This is a genomic window from Paenibacillus glycanilyticus NBRC 16618, assembly GCF_004000805.1.
GTDB lineage: Bacteria > Bacillota > Bacilli > Paenibacillales > Paenibacillaceae > Pristimantibacillus > Pristimantibacillus glycanilyticus.
Map to the genome: position 1 here is coordinate 37,338 of NZ_BILY01000032.1, position 25,211 is coordinate 62,548.

At 44.5% G+C, this 25,211-nt stretch carries 27 protein-coding genes and 1 tRNA gene; 3 read left to right on the forward strand and 25 right to left on the reverse strand.

The window, feature by feature from the left end; genetic code table 11:
* Nucleotides 1-26: 26 nt before the first annotated feature.
* Together PGL01S_RS22225 and PGL01S_RS22230 are read right to left on the reverse strand one after the other, a co-directional pair.
* Nucleotides 27-329: a hypothetical protein gene (locus PGL01S_RS22225; protein ID WP_127496765.1), complete on the reverse strand. Its 303-nt coding sequence runs from the start codon at nucleotides 327-329 to the stop codon at nucleotides 27-29.
* Between the two features lie 327 nt (nucleotides 330-656).
* Nucleotides 657-1,190 (reverse strand): MarR family transcriptional regulator, encoded by a 534-nt coding sequence (locus PGL01S_RS22230; RefSeq protein ID WP_127496766.1) that lies wholly within the window; start codon nucleotides 1,188-1,190, stop codon nucleotides 657-659.
* Nucleotides 1,191-1,398: 208 nt separating this feature from the next.
* Between PGL01S_RS22230 and PGL01S_RS22235 the strand changes: the two genes are divergently transcribed.
* A complete protein-coding gene (locus tag PGL01S_RS22235; protein ID WP_127496767.1) occupies nucleotides 1,399-2,910 on the forward strand; it encodes an FAD-dependent monooxygenase in 1,512 nt (503 codons plus the stop codon).
* A gap of 178 nt (nucleotides 2,911-3,088) precedes the next feature.
* Here PGL01S_RS22235 and PGL01S_RS22240 read toward each other — a convergent pair whose 3' ends face one another.
* The 9 genes from PGL01S_RS22240 to PGL01S_RS22280 all read right to left on the reverse strand — a co-directional run bounded on the left by PGL01S_RS22240 (nucleotide 3,089) and on the right by PGL01S_RS22280 (nucleotide 13,085).
* The gene (locus tag PGL01S_RS22240) at nucleotides 3,089-4,243 is read right to left on the reverse strand and encodes a stalk domain-containing protein (RefSeq protein WP_127496768.1); all 1,155 of its coding nucleotides are present in this window, start codon (nucleotides 4,241-4,243) and stop codon (nucleotides 3,089-3,091) included.
* A gap of 91 nt (nucleotides 4,244-4,334) precedes the next feature.
* Nucleotides 4,335-5,201, reverse strand: a complete 867-nt coding sequence (locus tag PGL01S_RS22245; protein ID WP_164775562.1) for a polysaccharide deacetylase family protein — start codon at nucleotides 5,199-5,201, stop codon at nucleotides 4,335-4,337.
* 134 nt (nucleotides 5,202-5,335) lie between these two features.
* Complete coding sequence (locus PGL01S_RS22250) at nucleotides 5,336-6,739, reverse strand: hypothetical protein (protein WP_127496770.1); 1,404 nt, start codon at nucleotides 6,737-6,739, stop codon at nucleotides 5,336-5,338.
* A gap of 78 nt (nucleotides 6,740-6,817) precedes the next feature.
* Entirely contained in the window at nucleotides 6,818-8,104 is a 1,287-nt protein-coding gene (locus tag PGL01S_RS22255) for a sensor histidine kinase (protein WP_244935708.1), read from the reverse strand.
* 132 nt (nucleotides 8,105-8,236) lie between these two features.
* Nucleotides 8,237-8,884 carry a response regulator transcription factor gene (locus PGL01S_RS22260; RefSeq protein WP_127496772.1) on the reverse strand — a complete coding sequence of 216 codons (648 nt, stop codon included), beginning with the start codon at nucleotides 8,882-8,884 and terminating at the stop codon, nucleotides 8,237-8,239.
* 207 nt (nucleotides 8,885-9,091) lie between these two features.
* The gene (locus PGL01S_RS22265; RefSeq protein ID WP_127496773.1) at nucleotides 9,092-10,096 is read right to left on the reverse strand and encodes a hypothetical protein; all 1,005 of its coding nucleotides are present in this window, start codon (nucleotides 10,094-10,096) and stop codon (nucleotides 9,092-9,094) included.
* Nucleotides 10,071-11,483, reverse strand: a complete 1,413-nt coding sequence (locus tag PGL01S_RS22270) for an MBOAT family O-acyltransferase (RefSeq protein ID WP_127496774.1) — start codon at nucleotides 11,481-11,483, stop codon at nucleotides 10,071-10,073. Before PGL01S_RS22270 ends, PGL01S_RS22265 begins: the two co-directional genes overlap by 26 nt.
* A 365-nt stretch (nucleotides 11,484-11,848) precedes the next feature.
* Nucleotides 11,849-12,556, reverse strand: coding sequence for a stalk domain-containing protein (locus tag PGL01S_RS22275; RefSeq protein ID WP_127496775.1), 708 nt, complete (start codon nucleotides 12,554-12,556; stop codon nucleotides 11,849-11,851).
* A gap of 214 nt (nucleotides 12,557-12,770) precedes the next feature.
* Nucleotides 12,771-13,085, reverse strand: a complete 315-nt coding sequence (locus PGL01S_RS22280) for a cupin domain-containing protein (protein ID WP_218032379.1) — start codon at nucleotides 13,083-13,085, stop codon at nucleotides 12,771-12,773.
* 263 nt (nucleotides 13,086-13,348) lie between these two features.
* Between PGL01S_RS22280 and PGL01S_RS22285 the strand changes: the two genes are divergently transcribed.
* A complete protein-coding gene (locus PGL01S_RS22285) occupies nucleotides 13,349-14,203 on the forward strand; it encodes a LysR family transcriptional regulator (protein ID WP_127496777.1) in 855 nt (284 codons plus the stop codon).
* Between the two features lie 284 nt (nucleotides 14,204-14,487).
* Here the strand turns inward: PGL01S_RS22285 and PGL01S_RS22290 are convergent, their stop codons facing one another.
* The 11 genes from PGL01S_RS22290 to nrdR form a co-directional block, all read right to left on the reverse strand.
* Nucleotides 14,488-15,012, reverse strand: coding sequence for a 5' nucleotidase, NT5C type (locus PGL01S_RS22290; protein ID WP_127496778.1), 525 nt, complete (start codon nucleotides 15,010-15,012; stop codon nucleotides 14,488-14,490).
* A 63-nt stretch (nucleotides 15,013-15,075) separates the two neighbouring features.
* Nucleotides 15,076-15,390 carry a hypothetical protein gene (locus PGL01S_RS22295; protein WP_127496779.1) on the reverse strand — a complete coding sequence of 105 codons (315 nt, stop codon included), beginning with the start codon at nucleotides 15,388-15,390 and terminating at the stop codon, nucleotides 15,076-15,078.
* Nucleotides 15,391-15,754: 364 nt separating this feature from the next.
* Entirely contained in the window at nucleotides 15,755-16,177 is a 423-nt protein-coding gene (locus PGL01S_RS22300) for an OsmC family protein (RefSeq protein WP_116393760.1), read from the reverse strand.
* A gap of 23 nt (nucleotides 16,178-16,200) precedes the next feature.
* Nucleotides 16,201-16,947, reverse strand: a complete 747-nt coding sequence (locus tag PGL01S_RS22305; RefSeq protein WP_127496780.1) for an amino acid ABC transporter ATP-binding protein — start codon at nucleotides 16,945-16,947, stop codon at nucleotides 16,201-16,203.
* A gap of 21 nt (nucleotides 16,948-16,968) precedes the next feature.
* Nucleotides 16,969-17,613 (reverse strand): amino acid ABC transporter permease, encoded by a 645-nt coding sequence (locus tag PGL01S_RS22310; RefSeq protein ID WP_127496781.1) that lies wholly within the window; start codon nucleotides 17,611-17,613, stop codon nucleotides 16,969-16,971.
* A gap of 91 nt (nucleotides 17,614-17,704) precedes the next feature.
* Nucleotides 17,705-18,601, reverse strand: a complete 897-nt coding sequence (locus PGL01S_RS22315) for a substrate-binding periplasmic protein (protein ID WP_127496782.1) — start codon at nucleotides 18,599-18,601, stop codon at nucleotides 17,705-17,707.
* A gap of 39 nt (nucleotides 18,602-18,640) precedes the next feature.
* Nucleotides 18,641-19,273, reverse strand: coding sequence for a TetR/AcrR family transcriptional regulator (locus PGL01S_RS22320; RefSeq protein WP_127496783.1), 633 nt, complete (start codon nucleotides 19,271-19,273; stop codon nucleotides 18,641-18,643).
* A gap of 701 nt (nucleotides 19,274-19,974) precedes the next feature.
* Nucleotides 19,975-20,050: transfer RNA gene (locus PGL01S_RS22325), tRNA-Ala, on the reverse strand.
* Nucleotides 20,051-20,116: 66 nt separating this feature from the next.
* The gene (locus tag PGL01S_RS22330) at nucleotides 20,117-21,844 is read right to left on the reverse strand and encodes an SGNH/GDSL hydrolase family protein (RefSeq protein ID WP_127496784.1); all 1,728 of its coding nucleotides are present in this window, start codon (nucleotides 21,842-21,844) and stop codon (nucleotides 20,117-20,119) included.
* Nucleotides 21,845-21,936: 92 nt separating this feature from the next.
* Complete coding sequence (locus tag PGL01S_RS22335) at nucleotides 21,937-22,320, reverse strand: VOC family protein (protein WP_127496785.1); 384 nt, start codon at nucleotides 22,318-22,320, stop codon at nucleotides 21,937-21,939.
* Nucleotides 22,321-22,394: 74 nt separating this feature from the next.
* Nucleotides 22,395-22,862: a transcriptional regulator NrdR gene (nrdR, locus tag PGL01S_RS22340; RefSeq protein ID WP_015843146.1), complete on the reverse strand. Its 468-nt coding sequence runs from the start codon at nucleotides 22,860-22,862 to the stop codon at nucleotides 22,395-22,397.
* A 117-nt stretch (nucleotides 22,863-22,979) separates the two neighbouring features.
* Here nrdR and PGL01S_RS22345 point away from each other — a divergent pair, with 117 nt between their 5' ends.
* Nucleotides 22,980-23,192, forward strand: a complete 213-nt coding sequence (locus PGL01S_RS22345) for an alpha/beta-type small acid-soluble spore protein (RefSeq protein WP_116393767.1) — start codon at nucleotides 22,980-22,982, stop codon at nucleotides 23,190-23,192.
* 82 nt (nucleotides 23,193-23,274) lie between these two features.
* Here the strand turns inward: PGL01S_RS22345 and PGL01S_RS22350 are convergent, their stop codons facing one another.
* The 3 genes from PGL01S_RS22350 to ytaF are packed head-to-tail and all read right to left on the reverse strand — an operon-like array spanning nucleotide 23,275 to nucleotide 25,184.
* Nucleotides 23,275-23,841: a lytic transglycosylase domain-containing protein gene (locus tag PGL01S_RS22350; protein WP_127496786.1), complete on the reverse strand. Its 567-nt coding sequence runs from the start codon at nucleotides 23,839-23,841 to the stop codon at nucleotides 23,275-23,277.
* Nucleotides 23,838-24,434 carry a dephospho-CoA kinase gene (coaE, locus tag PGL01S_RS22355; RefSeq protein ID WP_127496787.1) on the reverse strand — a complete coding sequence of 199 codons (597 nt, stop codon included), beginning with the start codon at nucleotides 24,432-24,434 and terminating at the stop codon, nucleotides 23,838-23,840. The genes PGL01S_RS22350 and coaE overlap by 4 nt, the downstream gene beginning before the upstream one ends.
* Before the next feature lie 45 nt (nucleotides 24,435-24,479).
* On the reverse strand, nucleotides 24,480-25,184 hold the full coding sequence (gene ytaF, locus PGL01S_RS22360; protein ID WP_127496788.1) for a sporulation membrane protein YtaF: 705 nt from the start codon (nucleotides 25,182-25,184) through the stop codon (nucleotides 24,480-24,482).
* Nucleotides 25,185-25,211: the final 27 nt, after the last annotated feature.

Sequence of the window (25,211 nt, forward strand, 5' to 3'; positions counted from 1 at the left end):
TTAGCCTCCACTGTGCCTCTTAATATCTAGCTGAAACTGTTATTAGAATTCTTTTCCACTTTCTTTTTTAAATTAATAATTTCATCTCTAAGCGAGATGTTTTCTTTTTCAACCTCACCAACAAACTTTAATAATGTACTGCCAAGTGCCATTAGAATGACACCGACTAATGGGAATACAATCCTCTTTGCTGTTATCGACATAAACACACTATTTGGGGTTTCGGATGAGTGTGAATGAGTAAGGTAGTGCCATAACCCAAGAATAATTAAAAACCTTCCTGCTAGAATCATTACATACAAAATCTTTCTCGTCGCAGAGAAATACATTTTGTACCCTCCATTGTCAGGTTTTCCGCTCTCTAATTAGTGAGTTATCGTTCCCAGTTAACTTAATCAACTTCTCTCACTATTTTATAAGATGTGCCACATTATATATGTTTGTTTTTGAGTGTGTCTTTCTCGCTTGAAATACTATGTTGTTTCCTGCATTCTTTCATTCCTAAATGTAGACAAGGAGCAAGATCACTGGATCTTCCCCCTTGTTTATTGTGTTTTGGTCTTTCGGGTTGATTCTTAACTTCATCTTGAATGATCACAAAGAAAATCACAACCGATCGCGGCCCTAGGTTTTAATACGGTTGGTTACAAAATAGTTCAATCAATTGACTCCTCGTTTAACCCCGAATATAGCCAGGAAGTATGTAATGCTTCACGGAGGGCGTTGACTAGGAATTGCAATTCACTTTCGTTATATCGTTTCAAATAGTGGTTTACACTGCTATCTATTTGGCGATGCATTGCTAAATGCAACTGATAGATTTCTTTACCCAATGACGTCGTGCGGAACAGGATTTCTTTTTTATTATCGGGAAGATACTCAAATTGAATGATTTGTTTATCGACCATTTTTCTCGTTATCTTAGATATGCTTCCCTTAGAAAAACCAAACTTTTTAGAAATCGTGATGCCATTTACTGGTTCAAGTTTACCAATCGCATCCAACACGTAGAGCATCATGACAGTCATTTCTTTTACTAGATTTGCAATTACTGGACTAGGACTGTTCTTAATCAGCCATTGTTTCTCTTCATCATCTTCCGATAATAATTTTGTTTGTATGTCTTGAACAACTTCTAACAATGTCTTAATTAAGGCATCTTTATTTTCTTCTTCTGAATGATCGATCATTAGCCTTCCCTCCAGAGATAACCTGCATTCATTATATCAAGGAATAGTCCATTGTTAAAGTTGCCTGGAAACAATATTGACAGAGTCAAGATGCAGTTGTTATTATTGTTGCAAGGAAACAAAATGATACGTTTATCTTCCACACATCGTATTTCGTACATTCTTATTGAAATCTATAGACATCATAAAAAAGGAGGTCTCTTTATTCATGATCTATAATATCGACGTACTTATCGCCGGCGCAGGACCAACAGGCTCAACACTGGCAGCTGATCTACTTCGGCGCGGCCTTCGTATTCGACTGGTTGACAAGTCCCCGCACGCATTCAAAGGCTCTCGTGCAAAGGGAGTACAACCTCGCACACTGGAGGTTTTCAAAGATCTAGGTATCCTAGACGAAGCTTTGACTGAAGGTGGTCCATATCCTTTAGCTGGTATCCACCTCGGGCCAATTACCTTGCCGTGGCGCATGATAAAGAGTAATAAACCAACACCGAGTATTCCCTATCCGAACACCTTACTCTTACCACAACTTCGCACTGACGCCATTTTACATCGCCTAATTGATCGCTTCGGCCAAAGAATTGAGTTCAACACCGCAGTAGAAGGATTCGAACAAGATGTAGATGGAGTGACCGTTACGCTCTCTTCGGGAGAAAAAGTCCGATGCAGATATTTGGTCGGAGCTGACGGTGGCTCTAGCGCTGTGCGAAAGGCTGCCGGAATTGGATTCGTGGGTGATACCGACGACTCCGACAAATGGCTTATCATCGACGGCACGATCGACAAACTGTCACGTAATCGCTGGCATATGTGGCCACGTACACACGGCAAGCAAGTCGCAGCTTGTCCACTTCCCCACTCCAATCAATTTCAAATCATGATTCGTCTAAAACCAGAAGAGAACCCGAATCTCGATGAAGCCGCATTGGTGGAACAATTTTATATTCTCACTGGGTTCCGATTACACAGCATCACCTGGTCATCGATTTTCCGACCTAATATTCGGCTCGCAAAGAATTACCGTATGGGAAGGGTTTTCTTAGCGGGCGACGCCGCCCATGTTCACACACCGGCTGGAGGACAAGGTCTCAACACCGGCATTCAAGATGCCTATAATCTCGGTTGGAAGCTCGGTCAGGTTATCTCTGGGGCACCCGAAAGTCTCCTCGACACATACGAAGCCGAACGGCAACCGATAGCTGCAGGTGTTCTTGGTAAAACAACTGAGCTTTACGCAGGGTTAGACAAACGCAGCTTATCAAGCCTATCCAGCCTTAAACGTGGAGACGAGGAACGACAGCTCGGAATCTCGTACTATGCAGGGCTACTCGCTCCCGCTGACACCCCGTCCACTAAGACACTTCGAGTCGGTGATAGGGCACCAGATGCTCCATGCACAGGACCTGGTGGGGCGCGTCGTATATTCGATATTTATCAGGGGCCACACTTTACACTCTTAGCCTTCGGTGCTAATGCCGCAAAGTCACTTCTCCAAATAAAATGGCCTACTAACGGCGCGGAATTGCGAAGCTATATCGTTGGCGCCAAACAAGTCAGCGATGAAAATTATATCAATGACGCCGCTAGCAACTTAGCCAGTATATATGGTATTACTGACGACACTTGGGTACTGATTCGGCCAGATGGTTATATAGGAAGTATTATCAAAAACGATTGGATGCGAAACTTCAGTAACGTAACTAAGTTCTTTTATTAATCCCTTTGTAGTTATCACCTTGAAAATATGACCAGCGTGTTTGTAAAATATCGTTTTAAACAAATATAGAAAGACCCTTCCAGTTGAATGGAAGGGTCTTTCTACTGCTTAATCCGATCGCTTATATTCTAACCTTTTTATCTTCTTTTTCTACTCACGATTTTGAATAACGTTTTTATTAATTTCCGAAAATTAAGACCATATTCTTGCTTCCCATATATTCAACAGAAGTATTCAACTGCTCCGCCACAAAACGCACAGGAACGAACGCACTGCCGTTCTTCAGAAGTAAAGGAGCATCTTGCATCACCGTTTGCTGGTTCACTTTTACTTGCTTGTTCCCTATAATCCCACGAATCGTTTTACCATTTTTCTGGATGGTTACCTCTTTGGTGCTTTGGTTCCAATTCACGGTTGCCCCAAGCTTCTCGGAGATGAAACGGATCGGCACATAAGTACGGTTCGTCTTAATAAATGGCGCTGCGGTAATACGGTAAGTAGTGTCTCCCACATAAGCTGTAGTGCTGCCGATCACCAAGCGCTGTGTCTTACGCTGACCGGTAGGAAAATCATTTCCTTCCATAGTCTTGAATATGTTATATGTTTTTGAACCCTTGCTTAAATCCAAGTAGTTATTATCCAGCTCAATTGGCATAATGAATGCGCCTGTATCATAATACGGGATAAAACTGTGATGTTGGAGTGGCTCTAAATCCCACACTCGATTATTGTTCAAATAGAGGTAGCCCAACATATTTAAATTCCTCAACGGTTCCAGATCATAAATCTGGTTAGATGATAAATTCAGCGTAACTAAGTTAGTTAATTTAGATAACGGAGCAAGATCCTTGATGTTATTATTCGCAGCATCGAGTCTCGAAAGATTAACCAATCCTGCTAGCGGCTTTAGATCTGTGACCTTATTGGAACTAATGGACAACGTCTTCAGATTGACGAGACCCGCTAGCGGTGAAAAATCATTGATTTGGTTGCTAGCTACAGATAAATCTGTTAGCTTCGTTAACTTCCCGAGGGGCTTAATATCCTCGATTTGATTTCCCCTTAAAGAGAGATTCGTTGCATTGACTGCATCTTCCAACCCCTGCAAACTCTTAATTCCTTTACCCGACAAATCAACGTCGGTCAGCGACTCTAAATCCTCTTTTGTTAGTGATTCATCGTTGCTTTTTTTCAATAATGACTTAATCGCTTGTTCTAGATTTGGATCCTTAAATGCCACAGACTGCTGGCTAGACGCCTCCATATAAGCCTGTCCTGGCAAGCCCAAACATAGGACAAACATAACTAATACTCCAGCAAGGTATTTCTTCATCTTACTACTTCCTCTCTCTCATTCTAGAAGCCTATTGCTCCTTAAACACCGCATCATCGCTTCCATTCAACTGAATGATAACTGCAATGTGCTACTGACTTAGCGCCTTTAATTTCTCCATGAACTGAACAGCGGATTCTCCCGCTTTCGCCCCGTTGATACGGAAGCCGTTCGTCTGTCCGCGGTCGTTAATACCTTCCTTAACCGTAAAGGATAAGGTTATACCAACCTCATGCAGAATGTCCAGAACTTCATCATTATAAGCTCCGTATGGGAAAGCAATAATCTCCCTAGTATTGCCAAGCTCTTCGGCAAGACGCCGCTCAGCTTTCTCTAAGTCCGTTTTTACGCGAGTATGATATTCTTCGTCCGTCTCAACGCGATCCTCTTCTTCTAAATATTGATGCCGCGTCAGCACTGGCTTTGTCAAGCCATCCGCACGCATAACGCCGTAACGGTGGCTGTCATAAGTATGATTATAAAAGGACATGCCAAATGGCTGCATTTCCCGCATCTGATCCCATGTCATCTTCGGAATGCCTTTCTTCGCCGGATTATCAATGTCCGATACAATGACAAAATTAACGGCCGGATAACCGTACTGCTTGAGCACCGGGAACACCTCTGTATAAAAGCTTTCGTAACCATCGTCGAATGTAAGCAGCACCGCGTTATTCGGAACCTCGCCTTTATTGTTAATAAAGTCAGCGTATTGCGCGATCGATATCACCTGAAATCCGTTAGCCTTGAGTAATGCCATCTGTTCTTTGAACTGTTGAATGGGAAGAGCCGATTCGGCATTAGACCCATCAGGATTAGCCGTAACATCATGATACATCAGAACGACAACCTGATCAGAGAAGTAGACCCCGGTATTCCCTGTATCCGCTGATTCGAGAAAGGAGGGCGATACCATCGGCTCCCCATTCATCATCTCGATACCAGAAGACAGATTCACCTTTTCTCCACCAACATAGCTGACTGGTTTTGACTCTGTTGAGCATGCGCTTATTAGCAATACCAGACTCAGTATCACTAGAATAGAGCAACTCCATTTTGTATTTCGGCTTGTGCTCATAGCAACGCGCTCCATTACACAGCCGTATTGCTGATAACTTTCACCGAACCGTTACTAGAAGCCGTATCAATCAACTGATTAATTTTGTTTTTTGCAGGTTCACTGAACAAATACCATTTGTCCTCAGAAGCGTCATGAAGCAAGACATCCGGGTACTGGGCCAGCTGATCATCCGGGAATGCGCGAAGCAACGAATAGATTTCGTAACGTTTCACACTGGTTCCTTTGCTATCCAAGAAGTCATATTGCCCGTTTTTATAATACGACCCCGGCACATCCATGTTAGCCGTCCACGAATAGCTGGCAGGGGCATTAACATCGCTGCCTTTATTGTCAACAAATGCTTTATTAATAGCTTCGTTAGTCGCATTATCTATAATTTGCTGTACGACTCCACCCATTGTCATATGGTATTCCTGTTGCAGGGCATTCACTTGCACACCATCAATGACCAACGGCGGTGCAGTATCTGCCGTTACAGTAGAGCTGCTCTTATTGTCCGCGACTTGCTTGCTAGGCTGTTCAATCTTTTTCTTATCTGTCTCTTTAGTCGTTTCCTTAGCTTTTTCCTTAACCGGTGCCTTAGACGTTTCCTTACCTGATTGCTTAACGGATTCTTTAGACGTTTTCTTTTCGTTGTTTTCATGAAAGTACTGCAGTTTTGCGTGATAACTAATTCCGATCAGCTTTTGATCGTATCGGGAGAAGTCCATCAATGCTATTTCGCCATTCTCCCCCGTAATTTTCACTGCGATCGTCGGATCATTGTTACTGTAACCCTGACCGTTATAGGCAACCGACTTGACTACGCCATGAACAACATCAAATTTCTCCGCTATTTTCTTTCCTAATTCCTCATACTCTTGCGGGTTTTTATCTAGCGCTTTATCAACAGCGACAGAAACTTCTTGATCCAGCTCCCTGACATAACTGATATCAAATAAATCACCAGTAACAGAATCAACCGTGAACGTGTAAGCAAGCTTACCGTCTATCCGTACATTGGCATGCCATGTCGCACGAGGAAGTGATGTATTGCCCTTATCATATTCCATCTCAATGACCTGACCATCCAAGCTAATGCCATAGATTTCCCAAAGAGCCTTTGCGCCGATTTCAGCTGCAGCTTTATTCGTGATGTCCTTGCTGGATGGGGTTTGTGAGCTATCGCCTTGGTCAATTGCTTTAACGACATAATAGGTTGTTTTGTAACCTTCCGGTGAGCTGACTTGTCCAGCCAATGTTAAACCGGCTGTAATACTTTCATAACTTGTAGGGGTCGTATTGACCTTTTTCAATTGGACAATCGTAGCTGCCTGTGTGAATCCTTGAAACAGTAATGCGCTGCCTCCAATGGCAACAACCGCTGCCAATATTGCTTTTCTCGATTTGAATTTTGCTAATTTCGTCCATCGCATTGGAATCTTCTCCTTCATATCCATATTACTGAGCGTTTACAAGTAGGAGTATAGAATGGACATGTTATAAAACTTATATCAAGTCATGTTGAAGTTGTAAAAAAAAACGATTGCCGTCGTTCCTTCGTCAGGTCGGCTCATAAACGTCAGCTCCGCACCATGTCGTAAAACAATCTGTTGGCAGATGGAAAGGCCTAGTCCAGCGCCCCCATCTTTACGGTTTCTAGATTTCTCCGCGCGATAGAAGGGTTCTGTAATATGCTGCAGCACTTCTGGAGTCATGCCTTTTCCATTGTCCTGAATCGAAATCTTTAGGTTGCCCGCTTCACTCGAAGCATGGACGATGATCTGTCCGCCTATGCCGCACGCCTTTATCGCATTATCGATTAAATTAATAAACAGACTTTCCAGCAAGAAAGCATCTCCTAGGATCAGATCCGTTTCTAACCGATATTCGATATGAATTTCTTTCTCCGTGATCCTACTGCTGAGTGTTCGTTCGACAGACTGGAACAAGCCGGATACGCTTTGTGCCCCTTGAAAGATTTCGTCATGCGACAGGTTTGCCAGTTCGAGCAGTTGAGCGGCCATATTCTGCATACGTTGACTCCCCGACATAATATACTGGATCGCATCAAGCCTATCATCTTCTGTAATAGCAACCTTTTGCAAATATTCGGCATAACCATAGATAGCAGTTAAAGGCGTCCGCAGCTCATGAGCGAAATTATCAATAAACTGCTGTTTTTTCTCTGCTGCGGTAATTAGTTCCGTCATTTGGCGCTGAATTTCCTCGGCCATGTGATTAAAGCTTCGTGCCATCTCGGAAAGCTCGTCACGCCCGGATACCGTAAGTCTTGTTTCATAGTCACCTTCCGCAATTTTACGGGAGGTATATGAAATCTGCGATAATGGCTTGAATATGCGATTCAGCAGCAATAGAAGCCCTACAGCTAACAGCCCGGAAATGATTAAACCTATGACAAACAGCATGTTCTTCATATGCTGCCAAGTTTGAATGGCATCCGTCGTATCGTATATATATACCAGTGTATAGGCATTATAGGGCTGTGGAAGTTTTCCCGAAACAATGACATAAGTGTGGCCGCCAGATTTTTCTATAGCGGACAGACGAGTCCCATCCTCCGGTGGTTCCAAGAAACGACTCTCTAATTCAATTTCCTGGCCATTGGAGTAAACCGATTGCTGCCCTTTATATAGCGCCAGTTTGACATTGTTATCTCCAGACAAGTAACTATACGGCTTGATCAGTGAAGCTAATGAGCTCTCAATTGTTGCTCCACGGCTTTCCACAGCATAGAAGTCCTTCGTAAGCGCTGATATGATAAAATAATGCTCACCCATGCTTCTGTCCTCTGCGCGATTGACGGTATCTTTAAAGGTCGCGACTGAAATAATGAATATGCCAAGATTGAAGCAGAACAGAAAGAGCAATAGTGTTGTTATAAACGTTCGAAATTTCATGGGCTACTTTGCTTACACCTCCAGCCGATATCCCAGTTTGTAAACGGTTTTGATTCTACCTTCCAAATCCAGTTTTCTGCGCAGCTTCTGGATATGTACATCAACGGTTCTTGAATCTCCGCCGTAGTCATAACCCCAAGCAAGCTCCAACAGCTTGTCCCGGGACAACGCAATATTGCGGTTGTTTACAAGCACCTCTAACAGATCGAACTCCTTAGGCGTACATTCTACTGGAGAATCATGCAGAAATACCTTCCTGCCTTCAAAATCGATTTTTACCCCGCCCAGCTCAAATTCTTTGCCCACCTTCTTTGTCCGCCTTAACACGGCATCCACTCGCGCCAATAATTCCAGCATCTCGAACGGTTTAACCAAATAATCATCCGCGCCTAGGGTCAGGCCCTTCACTTTATCCGCTAAGCTGCTTCGTGCCGTCAAGAAAATGGTGGGGATCTCCTGATTCCGCTTGAACACCTCGTACCCATCCATCTCAGGAAGCATAATATCCAATATCACGAGATCCACTTCCGTTCGAGACAATTCCTGAACAGCCTCCATTCCATCAAAAACAGAAATACAGGTATGTCCCACCAATTGCAGATTTCTTCTAATTAGATCATTAATTGAAACTTCATCTTCGACAATTAAAATGGTTGCCACTAGTTCCACCTCTTTATTAACATAGCATAACGATGTAATGAAGTTGTAAACGTGCCAGAATTATAATTTGTCAGATAAAATAAAACGAGCGCCTCTCTAGACGGGGTTGCGCCAGAGGTCATTACCTCAAAACGCCCATTAGGGAGGTCGCTCTACTTTGTTCAGATGTACTACTATTTCTTCCATGGCTTCTTCTGCTTTTTTATTTTAAGGTCTTAACCAAAGCCTAGCCACATTGCGACTAATGATGGATGCCCCTTTAGGATTAACATGGTTTGTATCGCGGAAATCGTCTTGAAGAGTTAGGCCAGCATTGGACATAATGTAGTAAGTTCCTCCGTACAGGTCAGTGAGCGCTTTGACCTGTTGATCGAATTCGCGCTGTTGTTCCCCATATTTCTCCTTCACTGCTGTCTCAAACTCTTCGGATCTCGGAATTTTGAGTACCGTAATTTCAACCCCACGTGACTTAAGATCAGCAAGCAAACGCTGAAAGGAGTCTGCCTGCAGTCCATTCAGATCAAAGTCTTTAAACCATCGATCTGCGGTACTCTTGGCATAGCTGATGCTTTTATTTTGTGGAATAGTATACGTTTCGGCTTGAAGACCACCTGGCTGCCATTTCGGCGGAGCTTTCAGTTTGCCGGTAATGAATTGATCCAACATTTTGGACCATATTGTGCGCATGTCGAACGCTTTGGATCCCCATCCTATCAGCAATTCGCCATAATTGTTCTTGTTCATAACCTTAAACCTGTCTTTCAATCCAGCATAGTAACGGAATTTAATATCTTCATCAATCGCACTTGAATTTAGCTGATGCTCATTCACAACGATAATCACTTTTTTAAGTGCAGGCATTTGGTTGCGATAGGTTAAGTACGTATGATAGATATCGTAAGCTTTTCCACCAGTAATACTGAAGTTAAAGAGGGAGTCTTTCTCAAGATTCGCTTCCGCTGCCATTAGATCGGGACGAAGAGCATCCAGTGACTGTGAATCACCGAATACGGCATAGGTGATGTTTTGTTTCTTCGCATGCGAGAAGGATTCCTGAAGGGTGTCCAGCTGTCCGATAAACCCACTCGATTGTCCATAGAAATTAAGATTACGAAACACGGTCAATTCTAATGTTGTAAAGAGTATTAGCAAGATAAGAAGCCCTAGCTTATGTCGCCAGTAGCTTTTAAAATTGAAAATAAATGAATGCATACTCTTCTCCTTTGGCAAAGTACATCAGGGCCAGCAGTAACAACACATACCCTGCCCCGCGCAAAGGAAAAGGAATACGATACCAAGCTCGTCCAATTGTCTGTTCATTTTTACGCATGAAATATTCCATCACATGAAGGCCGTATAATCCAACAGCCAGCCAAAAATACGGATGAGTAGCTATATCTACAACATTTGCTTGAAGCATTTTGCTTGTCATAAAGATCGCCATATGTAAACTGTTGGCATGGAATAGGATCCAGGTCCAGGTGACTAAATGAAAAAAGATGATAATAGCAACCAGGCGGTAAATTCGGCTTTTACGTATGATCGCAATTCGAGAGTACTTATTAATACCTAGCGTCAATCGGTGAATGATGAGCATAAGTCCATGTATACCGCCCCATACAACAAAAGTCCACATAGCTCCGTGCCATAATCCGCTTATAACCATCGTAATCATCAGATTGACTATCGTCCGGAAACTTCCTTTTCGATTACCGCCAAGCGAGATATAAATATAATCTCTTATCCATCTGGATAATGTCATATGCCAGCGACGCCAAAACTCACTAGGATCACCGCTCAGATAAGGCGACTTAAAATTCTCGGCAAACTTAACCCCTAACATAACACCAAGCCCCATGGCCATATCAGTATAGGACGAAAAATCCGCATAGATGAAAAAGCTGAACAAGTACCCTGCAATCCATGAATCCGTACCATTAATGGAATAACCTTTGTTGAAGTATGCCTCAACTAATGGGGAGAGCTGATCGGCGATTACGAGCTTTTTCATAAGGCCTACTATAAACAAATAGGAACCATATTTGATCTGTGACCAGCCTAAGCTTCTCTTGTTTAAATCGCCTAGCTGCGGGAAGAGCTCACTCCCCCTCATAATCGGCCCGGCAATTAAATGCGGGAACATGGATACGAATACCCAGAACTGTAGAAAGGAATGCTCTTGTCTAGTCTGACTTCGCCGAACATCTACTAAATACGAGATGAACTCGAATGTATAAAAGGATATGCCTAGCGGCAGCACGATGGTTGAAGCAAAATGATCGGCTCCTGGTAAGGTAATCCCGATAAGCTTTAAATTACTTAGAGCAAACAACGAATATTTAAACAGGGCAAGATTCAGTACATTGGCGGCAATTCCTACCCAGAATGTCCACCGCCATCCGGGCCGGCACATCAGCTTAACGATACTGAAGGTCAGCAAGCACATGGTGAAGAACAAGATAATAAAACCTTCCGGATGAACGGTATAAAAAATCGCATTAGCAGCAGCCAACCAGTATATTCTTTGCTTTGGAAATAGATAAAACGGTATTAGCAATACGATAAAAAAGACAATAAAATTAGGTGAATAAAAAAACATTCCTTACCTCCGCTTGCTCCAATAACAACAGCCGCTAATTTGGTCCTCTCTGATCCTATTTCAATAAGCAGGATATATTGGACATATTACAGAACTGTCATCAAGTTATGTTGAAGTTGTAAAAATACAATCTGCTGACAGATAGAAAGACTTAGGCATAACCTGGCAGCCATTACATTAATACTTTCAACAACAAGCAGGCTAATGTCCGTCGCTCAGTCAACTTCTCCGGATTGCTGACTCTCTTTCCAAGAGCTCATAAAAGGATGTTCAAGATTGATAAAACTTGCTTTAACCATCGTCCGGCGAGTCCATTGTTATGGCAGCGTTCGTAATAAAGCATCCTCCCGGAAAGCTAGTATTGATTAAGGATAATATCTCCTTGTACCATCGGAATAATGAAATGAAGTAATAGTCCAATCATTACCCTTCTTAGTCATCTCAGCTTCAATTCCGTAGCTATAGTCATAATCGCCAACAATCCCATCTGAATGAAAGACCGCTTTAAATTTAGTAAGACTTTTATTCCATTGAATATACTCTGACTCAGGAAGACCTATTTCTACGTTATTTTTATGAAATTGAATCCACTGTTTCTTCTTTGACATCGCATTTGTTGCAAGAGTCAATGCTTGATTATCTGTCAACGGACGAGCATAAACCGTAATGTGCTCAGAATTTCCTGTCAAAGAAGATGTATCCCATTTGATATAATCGTTCGGATAGAAGAAGTTACTTAAAGCTTTAAATTGTACATACACCGCACCATTTCTCAACAATACTCCATTACCAACAGTAGCATTAAAAGTCTTCCCGCCTTTAGTTAGTGAAGCAGTTTGGGTTTTCTGATTCCAATTTATTTTCACTTCAAGATATTTATCAAGTTGTTCATCATATCTGAATAGATTATTCGTTGCCATACTACGGAGAGGGGCATATAATCTACCCTCAGAAAGCAAACCGTTTACTCCGCCATATGCATCATAATCATCATTTGCAGCAAAAGAACTCATTGGACCAATCATTAAAGCGCCACTCATTACACTTACACATACTAATACTGTTTTCTTCATTTCAACCTCCATAATTTTACAGTTAAGCAGAATATAATGCCATATTCAGGTCCACCCTCTATCATTTCTTCGAGTACGTACCAGCATTTTGAGGTACAAGTAGCCGTTTTCTTGCCCTGCATAATCTGCTTAACCAATCGTTCATCCAATTCATCTCTTCCCCCAAAGGTGCATCTGTTTCAAACGGGGAGAATTGTAATCAGTGTTTCATTTTTTATTCTCCTTTTTCGAAACAAAGATTAACCGTTCTTCCTCTTGAGCGAGTTCGATGCATTACATTCCTCGGGATGGTGTAGACATCGCCAGGATGCAACGTGACCGTTTCCTCATCCAAGTCAATGAACAAAACACCCTCAATAACAAGGAACATTTCATCCGTATCTTCATGCTTATGCCAGTGGAACTCTCCATCAATGACCGCTGCTCTAAGGACATGATCATTAACCTCATTAACAACAAAGTTGGTATACTCTCTAATGTTTTTGGTTGCTTCAAAAAGATTAATTTTTTTCCTTTGTGCGTGTACCATTCTGCTGTCCATCCTTGTTTTTATTTATATTTACTTAAGTAACTAATCAAATAACTATTTTGCATGATGAATTTCTTCTACTGCAATAGTTGAAGTATGATGGTAACTGTGAACGGTTATGATTATAGACACGTATCACTTCATCCTTTTATCTTTGATCTGCTGCAGCATATGACCATAATACCGTTGTCTTCAATACTTGTATAACTCAAATTATATATTGCATGATCTCTATTCTTAATCGTTCAATCGCGAGGTGTATTATGGATATATCGCAATTAGAGGCTTTTCTTTCGATTTGTCATACCCTTAACTTCACTAAATCTTCGGAGCATCTTCACATTTCACAATCTGCTATTACGGCAAGAATCAAGACGCTGGAAGCATCAATTGGCAAAAACTTGTTTGTTAGAGATAATCGTAATGTGAGCTTAACGCAGGCGGGCATTTCTTTTCTGCCCTACGCTGAGAGGATGCTTCGGTTATTTGAGGAGAGTAAATACGGAATTTCGGAGCAGTATGCCAACCATATTAGTTTTGGTGGCCCTGGGCCAATATGGCAGAATCGTTATTTAGACAATATCATTGCCTTTAGAGAAACACATCCTGAAGTAGCTGTTAAATTTTTCACCTACCTCGAAAATGATTATATGGTGAGAAATCTGCTGCTCGACGGAAGTATTCATATTGCAGTAAGATATGAACCGCCCGAGCACCCGAGGGTTACGAATATTCCTTTATTCGAGGATGAGATCTTACTCGTATCAGCTGAAAAAGGCCTAAAAGTAAGTAAAGATGATCTATCCACAACCCAGTATTGTCATGTCGGTTTTAAGGATCCAAAATGGTTTACCGACCTTGTAGGACCAAGCTATGTGCCATCCCTTCAGTTGGATCATGCGGGTCTTATCATTAATTTGCTTTTGCGAGGAGGCATATTTGCTTTCTCGACCAGGACTATGCTCCAGCCCTTTCTTGATGAGAAGAAGCTTTTTGTTGTCGAGAATGACTTTCCTATCCCACGTTTTGTGGCCTATGTCAGCTATTTGACGGAGAACGAGGAGCATCCTAGTGTCAAGCTAGCCTTAAGTATGCTCGTCGATTCTACACAAAACTAAAAGCCGCATGTGCTGCTACTTCTACTTATTTTCGGATGTTATAATCACGGGGCTGTATAGAAGTTCTTGTCTTGAGCTCACGACAAGAACTTCTATACAAAGAATAAAAAAAGCCGCTGGGAAGCGACTTCCGTTGTATACATGTTCTTGTCGTCCGACAAATCTCTCTAGAACAACATCTGACGACAAGAACTTCTATACAAATAAAGTAATGAAGCTGCCGATCGTGTCGGCAGCTTCGTCCTGGTTGCTTAATTGAACTAACGTATCCCGTTAGTTCAAAATTACCTTAGAAAATACTCCCGTATTTCCAACCAGTTGTTTACTCTAACGTATCCTGTTTCGTTTATATTGTGCGGTGCTGTAAATAAAATTCCTTGACCTTTAAATCGTTGAAAATGTCTTACATTATCATCAATTAGGTAATCCGCATGGATAATACTCTTATCTCCGCAAAAAACAAAATTCATCTCATCTAAAAAGGGGAAATGTTCCTTTAGCCATTCATATTTCGCGGTGAAAGAAGATGGAAACTCCATCGCTGCTGTGGTAATGAATACTTCAAAATGTTCACTTAATTCTTTGATTACTTCTTGACTATCTTTCATGACATCTAAATCGCGGAAAAATGTAGGGTCATTTAAGTAAGCAATAATCTCATTCTTCATCTGAGGACGCAACTCCCTAAGACGCGTTCCCATCAAGTCATTCACAGTCAGATTCTCATTGTAATCACTATTAAACACTCGTAAATGTTTCGGGTTAAAATCAGCTATAACTTCGTCCATATCAATTGCAATTCTTTGCATATAACCACTCCTTCTATCTTTGAACACCATTATGCATGTTTTTATCACTCCACTATACTGCTCTTAATGCTTAATGCTTACAATCCGTTGTCTGACTGAGCTATCTGAGTCTTTTGCTAGTATTAATTGTAAGTGTTCGGGTAGTCGGTTTTTTGTTGCAACATTAAATCTAACCCTTTCATCTACATCGTCAGCGAGAATTTCCATTATCTCAACAGGAATTGATTTATTATGTGCTACCCATTCACGCATATCAGGGTACATTTTAATTACTTCTAACCAAACCTCAAAAGGTGCATCATCCCATGCTGCTTTCAGGTACTCATCCATTTTTTCGCTATTCCTTAGCCTAACAAATTCTTCAGCAGAATTAATCATCTCTCAACCTCAATTTGTCGCTTTTATTTCCTATTTTATCATAAAGAGATTGGAACTAAACTGCTGCCTATTAGCTTAACAACGTTTACGAAAATTCTAAAACTATATTTTTCTCAGTCTAAATTTTTATTTTTAGTCTAATCCATATTTTTTGAATGAAATAATGACCTAACACGGAGAGCCCTGCAAAAAGTACATTTTTTGAAAAATCAAAAAAACAGGGGTCAATAAATGACTCCCTGCACGAAAAATGAGCCTTAGAGGCAATTCTAGAGGCTCATTTTCATTGACTTTATTTTTTTGTCTTTGTCTCTTTTATCTTCTAGAGCCCAACGAGATGGAGGTGAGAGGTGAGCGTGCTTTGTTAAGGCCGGAAAACTTCCTGACCGTTTAGAATCAATCTGTAGCTGATGTCGGCTTTCAGCGAATCCGATACGGCACAATATTTTTCCTTGCCCATTTCAATGGCTTTCCAAATCCGGTAATCCGGAATTTCCCCTTCAACACGGAAAATCAGCTCAATGGCGGTAAAGCCGGTTGGATTCTGCTCTTTCCGGGTGCCGTCCGCTTCGATCTCAAGCGAAGTGATCTGACCAAGAAACGAGTCCAGAATCATGGTGATGTCAATGCCGATACAGCCGGCCAGCCCGGCCAGCAGCAGCTCCATAGGCGTCGCGCCTTTGCCGTCGCCGCCGTATTTCGGCGTTGCGTCCATTCCTACCGGATAACCGGAATCCCCGACTGATGTGAACAAGCGTTTTCCATTCCAAGTTGTCATGACTTTCATGATGATTACCCGCTTTCTGTATTTTAATGCTCCTGAAGTTGATTGATAAACTTTCTGGATCTTTCGGACTTCGGATTCTGAAAAAATATCTCCGGCTCCTGCTCCTCCACGATCACGCCGCCGTCCATAAACACGACTCGGTTAGCGACCTGGCGGGCAAATTTCATTTCATGGGTGACGATGACCATCGTCATCCCATCCCGGGCCAGCTGGCGCATAACCTCCAGTACCTCCCCGACAAGTTCGGGATCAAGGGCTGAGGTAGGCTCGTCAAACAGCATGATCGCCGGCTCCATCGCCAGCGCCCGGGCAATGGCCACCCGCTGCTGCTGGCCGCCGGAAAGCCTGGAGGGATATTCGTCCTTCTTAACCAGCAGTCCAACCCGGTCCAGCAATCGTTCGCCGATCTGCACGGCTTCTGCCTTCTTCATCTTCTTCACCGTCATCAGCGATTCGATCACATTGCCAAGCGCCGTCTTGTGCGGATATAAGTTAAATTGCTGAAAAACCATTCCCGTATGACGACGAATTTCCCGGAAGCCGGCCTGTTTCTTCTTGGAAGGCATGCCCGCCTCCACTCGAACGCCATTAACCTCAAGCGATCCGCCGTCCAGCTCCTCAAGCCCGTTCAGGCTCCTCAGCAGCGTGCTTTTGCCGGAACCGCTTGGTCCAAGCAAAACAACGATTTCTTTGGGAGCGACGCGCAGGTCAATACTCTTCAAAACCTCTAATCCGTTAAAAGACTTGGACAGTCCTGTCGTTTGAATCATGTTTTGCTCCACCTCAAGCCTTTAATATACTCTGGACAGCTGCTTCTCGACCGCATTCAGAATGGCCGAGAACACCGTGCTCATGATCCAATACATGGCAGCGATCCCAAGAAAAAATGGCATGTAGACGTAATATTGGGCGATTAGAAGCTGCGCTGAACGAAGCAGCTCGGTTACCGTAATGGCGGACACCAGTGCGGTCTCCTTCAGCATGCCGATAAAGGTATTGCCCATAGGCGCAATGGCCACCCGGGCTGCTTGCGGCAGAATGATTCTTCTCATCGTCATCCAGCCCGTCATGCCTGTCGCATAAGCGGCCTCCGTCTGACCTTTGGGTATCGACTGAATCGCCCCTCTGAAGGTTTCGGACAGATAGGCACCTACGTTTATGCTCAATGCCACGTAAGCTGCCGTCAGCGGGCCCAGCGTAATTCCGTAATCGACAAGCCCGTAATAGACAATAAATATTTGGACGAGAAGCGGTGTTCCGCGAATAATGGATACATATACGCGGGCGATTCCGCGGATCAGCCGGTTACCCTTTAATCGGGCAATCGCGACTACCAAGCCGATAATAAGTCCGAAAAACATGGATATAACGGTAACAAGCAGCGTATAATAAGCGCCTTTAAGCAAGAAAGGCAAGTTATCCCATACCAGATTCATTGTCGTTTGAATCCCCTTTTGATTCCTTGGTTAAAACGAGAAGGCCATGGCAGAATACGCATTCCTCATGGCCTTGTCCTTTTCACTTTTCTTACTCGGCCGATGGCTCTTCCCCAAACCATTTTTTGAAGATGGTCTTATAGGTACCGTCAGCTTTCATATCGGTCAAAGCTTTATCGAGTGCGGCCAGGAATTCCGGATTGTTTTTGCGGACAGCGATACCCGCCTGGTCGGATTTGATCGCATCGCCTACCGCTTTAATTTTAAAGCCGTTTTTATCGACAATCGGTTTCAAGGCATACAGGTTGTTGATCGTGGCATCGATCCGGCCAGCATTCAAATCCTGCAGGGAAGTAATCACATCGTCATACGTTTTGATCTTGAAGCTCCCAACCTTCGGCAGCACTTCATTCCGCAGATAGGATTCATCGTTTGTGCCTAGTCCTACGCCGATATTTTTCCCTTTAAAGTCTTCCAGCTTCGTGATCGAATTATTATTCTCTTTTACGATGATTTTAACTTGATTCGTAATGTACGGCTGGGTGAAATCAATTTGCTGCTTGCGTTCATCGGTAATCGTAACCTGGCTTATAATGGCATCGATTTTGCCGGCCTGCAGGCTAGGGATCAGTCCCGAGAATTCCTGCGGAGCAAACTCGACTTTAACGCCGATGCGTTTGGCAACTTCTTTTGCAATGTCGGCATCAAAACCATCGATTTCCTTGTTGTCATTCAAGAAGTTGTACGGCGCGTAAGTACCCATTAATCCTACTTTTATAACGCCCGCCGTTTTAACCTTGTTCAATAAATTATCTTCGTTTCCGGCATTTGCGGAGCTGCCGCCGTTTGCGGCATTATTGGCAGGAGACGAGGTTGGCGCATTATTGCTTTTATTATTAGAACCGCAGCCGGCCAATGCCAGAACAACGAGCAATAAGACGGACAACGTTAGAAACAAAGTATTTCTGGATTTCTTTTTGGTTAACATGCTTTTCTCTCCTATCTCTAATCTGTGTATGTGTACAAACTAAACGCCAAGCAGACCAAAAAATTCAAACCTGGCTGTCTCAGCGGCAAGCTGCTCAGCGGTTTTGGATTCGATCCCGCTGCCTGGCGGGGCGAACCCGAGCAACCAGCGTGAAATGACGCCTTCGATCAAGCTCATAATCATCGTGGCACGGAACTCGGCATCGATGGAACCCGGGAGCATCCCTAACTCGATTGCCCTTCGGATGTTCAGAAGAAAAGCATTCTCGAGAGCAGCTCTTGTCTCCCCAATCGCATGACGGATGGTTTCAACGCCTCCACCGCTGCCAAGAATAAGCTCTATTAAATACCGGTTGGACTCCGCAAACCGAAACAGCCTTTCGAGCAGAGCTTCGGAAGCGTGTACCATATCCTGCACGGACCCTGCTTCCCTCCGGTATCCTTGGCCGATGACGTCAAGCAGCTTTTCCCTTCCCTCTTTCACAAGTTCCAGCGCAATCGCTTCTTTGCTTTTGAAATACCAGTAAAAAGTCCCTTGGGCCACACCGGCCTCAGCGACAATATCGGAAATTTTTGTAGCGTGATAACCGTCCTTGGCAAATCGCTTTAAGGCGATTTGCAGAATATGCTCTCTGCGCTCGCTATTGATTTTGGCTTCTTTCTCTCCGCTCAATCTGTTCCCACCCCCACCCGATTGACTAGTCAGTCAGTTGATGATTAAATCCTATAGGTTTTCTATGATATTGTCAAGCATTTATGCGTTGCTTAGTTACGCAATCGATAGCAAGCGCATAAAGCTTGCTCTATCGTTAGGTTTTACCATTCTGTCACGCCATTAAACAGATCTTCATTATCCTTTTTATACCAGAATTCAAAAAACAGCGTTACGATTGCATGATCTACGCGAGGTGAAAACCCGTATGGGATGAAGCAGTAGAAAAATAAAATTGTTGCGATAACGAACAATCGCCAATCCACCATGGCTAAAATTTCAGACGTTAGAGTCTTTCCGTTACTTGTTTTCCTCGTGTTGCTCCTTACTGCCAATGATCATCTTGCCAAAAATAAAGAAAAACCCTTGATAAACAACGGTTTTGAGTCATTTTATTATGGTGGGACCAAGGGGGATCCGACTAAGCTCTGCTCGTCTTCTCATCATGGGATGTCTGAATCTTTTATTGAATAGAGGAAGCGTAATCGAAGATGACTTTTAGCGGTAGATACAGACGCCGTGCTCCTCCATTAGAAGTATGCCTTCGTGGCCTTCTCATTTCATTGCGTCCGCGCGGACTGAACCCGGGTTCGCCCCCTATATGGGCTCCACCATAATAAACAGAAAACCACGTCTAATTGACGTGGTTTGATTGTTTATTATGGTGGAGCCAAGGGGGATCGAACCCCTGACCTCATCGCTGCCAGCGATGCGCTCTCCCAGCTGAGCTATGGCCCCGGACTAGCAAAATAATAGCACAGACATTTCCACACTGTCAATCATTTTGCTTGTCTTTTTTTACATTCACTTCACATAGCCGAACCCTAGTATCGTAAACCTCTTGTCTTCCTGTCCGGAAGCCATTCTGATCTCAACGATATGCTCTCTTGTCTCCTGCTCGTTATACAGAATAACGGCATTGCAATGCGTCCAATTGATCGCATGAGGATCTGCGGTCACCACCAACTGACCGTCCACCAAGACCTCGGCACTGCCGAAATCCGGGCTGCCCGAGTCCTTGAACACTAGTAAAAGGCGCTTGCTATTAATGGTCATTCTGAAGCTGCTCTCTCCCGACTCAGCCGAATGCATCCAATTATGAGGGAACTGCGGCGTTCCGAAGGGATTGCTGTCCATCTCAACGAAATGCAAGTCGATGTCGCTCTGATCGAACCCACCCGCTTCTACCGAAGCAACACCTTCATAGCTACTCCGATCCAGCAACCGCACATCCACGAAATCATTCCCGATAACCGGGAGCTTATCGGTCACTATGTCTTCTGCATCCTCCACCGAACGATCCGTCTCTTCGAATAGATAGGACAAGCAATCCGCCATGACGGTGTGGCCAACATTCGTCGGATGATAGATATCGTAGAAGAATTGCCTTTTGGAAACGACATTCCCTTCTTGCTTGGTCAGCTTGAACTGATCGACCACGGCATCCTTTACGCTTACCATTGGAAGATCGTAATGCCATCCGACAGGAGAAAGACGGTCCTGCAGGTTCCAGTCGTTCACAAATACGCTGAACAATAAAATAACGGCCGGCGCGTTGGCCGCGTTGAGGGCTTTGAGCACCAGACTTTCGTAACAGTTCCCTTTTGTCTCGTCCCCTGCATCATTTACGGCAAACTCAACGATAACGATATCCGGCTCGGAAGCTCCATCCCGCAAAATATCCCGGTCATAACGGATCATTCCAAGCTCGGAAGGCGTACCGCCGACTCCGGCTTTAATAAGATGAATATGGTTACCGTCAGCACCAGCCTCACCATACATCCTTTTAAAACGTTCATAAGCTTTAAACGAATAACACTCCGTATGAATCGGCTTCGCCCCGGCTCCTTGCGTAATGGAACCGCCTATATAGGCAATGGTGACATCCTCGCCTCGTCTTGCCTTGTCCATAGCAGCCTTTAACCGTTTGGTATTGCCTCTATTCAACAGCGATTTGGCGATCATCCCGCGGTAAGCATCCGTTCCGAATTCAACCGGTGGTTCAACTTCCTTCTGCGGAACTTCGTATCCATCATTCAGGTACAGCCTTATACTTACTGTCGCAAGGGTGCCGGCTTGGTCAAATTCAAAAGCAAACTTGCCGGGCACATCATCATCCGCTGACCATTCGATATCGGCTACGACAACTACATTCTCCGAGCCGTCTGTTTCGCAAGGAATCCGGATTCGGGTGCCTGACTCGTATTTGCTTGTTTTCCCCCAATTCTCCAGACTGAAGAATACGTCCGATCGGTTGCTGTCATCATGAAGGTTCACCGTTATTCCCATGCTATGTACCAGCTGGCGGAACCCATTACAGCTAGATAGAAGCGCCAATATCTCCTCGTCCTCAACGCCACCGGAAAATTTGGCTTTCTCGCTCAGCCTTCCTTCCAGGTAAATCTCTTCCGTAAACTTCCCGTCTTGACGGGGGCTTGCTTCTATTATGGTATCGTAAAGGATAAAAAATCCGCTTCGTTTCTCGTTCGGATCTTTAGGTGCTGCCGGACCTGTAAAGCTGCTATTCCGCAAATCTATCGCCTCCTGCTCCGAGTATCTCTATTCATTATAGAGAAACACCCAGCGAGCCCGCGCGGTAGAAATTAAAGATGTTATAGAAGAAATTATGCATAATTCGACACTTCCACCAGATTAAAATCCGGATCGCGAAAATACACCGATACGATTGTCCCTACTGCCCCCGTACGGGCGACCGGCCCTTCTTCGACTTGCACCTCGCAAGCAGCCAAATGCCGGATGACTTCATCCATCGGCGTCTTCGTAACGAGACAGAAATCCGCAGACCCCGGACGAGGGTTCCTTGCCTTCGGTTCAAATTCTTTACCCGCTTCATGCAGGTTGAACTTCTGCCGGCCGAATAGCAGCGCCTTTCGGTTATCGCCAAAGACGATGACCTCCATATTCAGCACCTTTTCGTAAAAAGCTGCCGTCTTCTCAATACTGGCCACGGTTAATACAAGATGATCCAATGCTTCAATCTTTATCATTCCCTCAACTCCCGGCTTATCATAGATGCAAAAATAGTCCTTCCCGTATAGGGAGGACTATTCACGCAGTAAAATTAATTGTTCATTGGATGTTTGGATAACAAGCTGTTCAGTTCCTTCATGAACATGTCGATGTCCTTGAACTGTCTGTACACGGATGCAAAGCGCACATAAGCCACTTCGTCAACCGGGTACAGCTGGCTCATCACGATCTCGCCGATCTCGCGGCTTTCGACTTCCGCGAGCGCTGTCGTCCGGAGCTCCTTCTCCACTTCGGAGACGATGACCTCGAGTCGTTCAACCGAGACGGGACGCTTCTCGCATGCACGGATCAGACCGCGCAAAATTTTATCGCGGCTGAATTCTTCCCGGCTCCCGTCCTTCTTAATTACAATAAGCGGTGTTTCCTCGATCATCTCGAAGGTTGTAAAACGGCGGCTGCATTTTTCGCATTCACGCCGTCTGCGGATGGACTTGTTCTCGTTAGCTGGCCTGGAATCAAGCACTTTCGTACCGGCAAAATCGCAGTAAGGGCATTTCATTTTTTTCACTCCTTCCGAATCCTGTTTTTATTTCTAAAGAAATTTCCAGTCGTTACCTGAATGAAGTTGCGAATTCCGCACATAATACATTTACCAACCGCAAGGAGGTGAACATCAATGAGCTCGAACAACAGCAACCAAGTACTTGTACCGCAAGCTACTGCAGCACTGGACCAAATGAAATATGAGGTCGCTCAAGAGCTGGGTATTGCGTTGTCGCAAGACGGTTACTACGGCAACCTGCTTACTAAAGACGCAGGCTACATCGGGGGTAACATTACTCGCCGCCTAGTACAAATTGCCGAACAATCCCTTGCTGGCCGCCAATAATGATTTCATCAGTCATGTATAACAGATGCTTTGGCTGTTCCGTCCTGAAGCGGCGGACAGCCAAGGCTTCTTCTTGTCCAAGTTAAATAACAGGATAAAGATCTTTGTACTTATTATAATAATAAATAACGCGTTGTACATAGTGACGGGTTTCCCCATACGGAATTTGATCCGTTGTGTCCAGCTTGCCATCCCATTTCCCCGTATCCAGCCACTTTTTTACATTGCCGGGACCGGCATTGTAAGCGGCAATAACGGCTACCGTATTCTGCTTGAACTGTTTGTGCAAGGACTGCAGATACCATGCCCCTACCTCGATACTGACATCCGGCCGATTCTGCAGCATATCTTTTGTGATATTGTTGAAATCCGCCTGCTTCACGATCCAGTCCGCCGTATCCGGCATAATCTGCATGAGGCCAAGCGCCCCTTTTTTGGAGACTTGTCCGGTGGAATAATTCGTTTCCGTCCGGATAATTGCCGCAATCAGATGCGGATCAACACCGTAATTTGATGCGCTTGCTCGTATGTCTTCTTTATATTGAATCGGATACATCATCCGGGCAAGCCAATTGGAATTAAGAAATAAGACGCCAATGAAGCCAATGAGCAGAATAAGCAGCACTCTTTTCCGAACTAACCACTTCATGGCAATCCCTTGCTCTTCCAGAAATCGCCCACCTGCCGCCTAGTCTCGTCAAGTGAACCGCTGTTATCAATAACCCAGTCCGCACGGCCTCTCTTCTGCTCAATGTCCATTTGAAGCCCAATGCGTCTCTGTGCTTCCTCTTCCGCTATACCGTTCCGTTCCATCAGCCTTTTTAACTGCAGCGCCTGAGGAACGTAAACAACCATCACCCCGTCGTACAGCTTTTCTTGACCCGTCTCGTACAAAAGAGGGATATCCGCAACGACCAATTGCCGGGGGTTCTGCTCTTCATACTGCCTTATCCGCTTCTGCATGCGGTTACGTATGGCCGGATGGAGGATATTCTCAAGCTGCGCGAGCAAATCGCGGTTGTTGAACACAATGCCGCCAAGCGCCTTCCTATCCAATGTTCCGTCCGTATGTATAACAGCTTGTCCAAACGCGGAGGCGACCGCTTCTAAAGCCGGTTCGCCGGGCATAACAACTTCTCTCGCAACCTGATCAGCATCGACCAGCATCGCACCGCGTTCTACCAGCATGGCAGCCACGGTGCTTTTGCCGGTAGCGATCCCGCCGGTTAAACCGATCTTCATTAGCTTTCACCCCGTTCAAGTAACTCCTGCGTATTGCTTGTGACTCTATAACAGCTTTAAAATACCGATTATGATTAATAAAATGCCCGGAAGCACCGATATCGCCTGCATGCCTTTCCAGTTCGAGAACCGGAAGCCAAACCGCATTCCGCCTAGCAGGAATAAAGCACTGGCCGCAGCAATCATAATAGGCGTTAATAAAGGAGATAATCCGATCATAGCCGCTCCGATTCCGGCGCCGAATGCGTCGAACGACAAGGCTACGCCAAGCATTAACGCTTCGGTAGCGGAGATCGTTCCCGACTTATCCACGTCGGCGGCTTGCGGAGTCCGCAATATTTGTATAACCAATCCCAGGCGCTTCAATTCAACGATCACGACAAGAACCGGATGCGTGCGGTCAATCGGCTCCTGATTGGTCCCCGCCGGCTGATCCGAATCTCCTTCGGCCTGGCCTTCGGCAGCTCCCGCTTCCCGGCTGCTTCGCCTAAGCTGCAACAACGCCCAAGTGCCAATGCCGACAAGTACAACTGCTCCAATCAGCTTAGCCACAAAAGGCGATAAATACCCCGTAATCCATGAACCCACTATCATCGATAAAAAGATGACCAAACCTGAGCAACAAGCGATAATGACAACCGACAAGAGCGGTATTCTTATTCGCCGCAATCCGTATGTCACGCCTACTCCGAAGCCGTCCACACTGACGGCAAAAGCAAGCACCAGCAAAGAAGCAAAATGCGCGAACAACCCGCAGCCCTCCCCGCATACCGGATG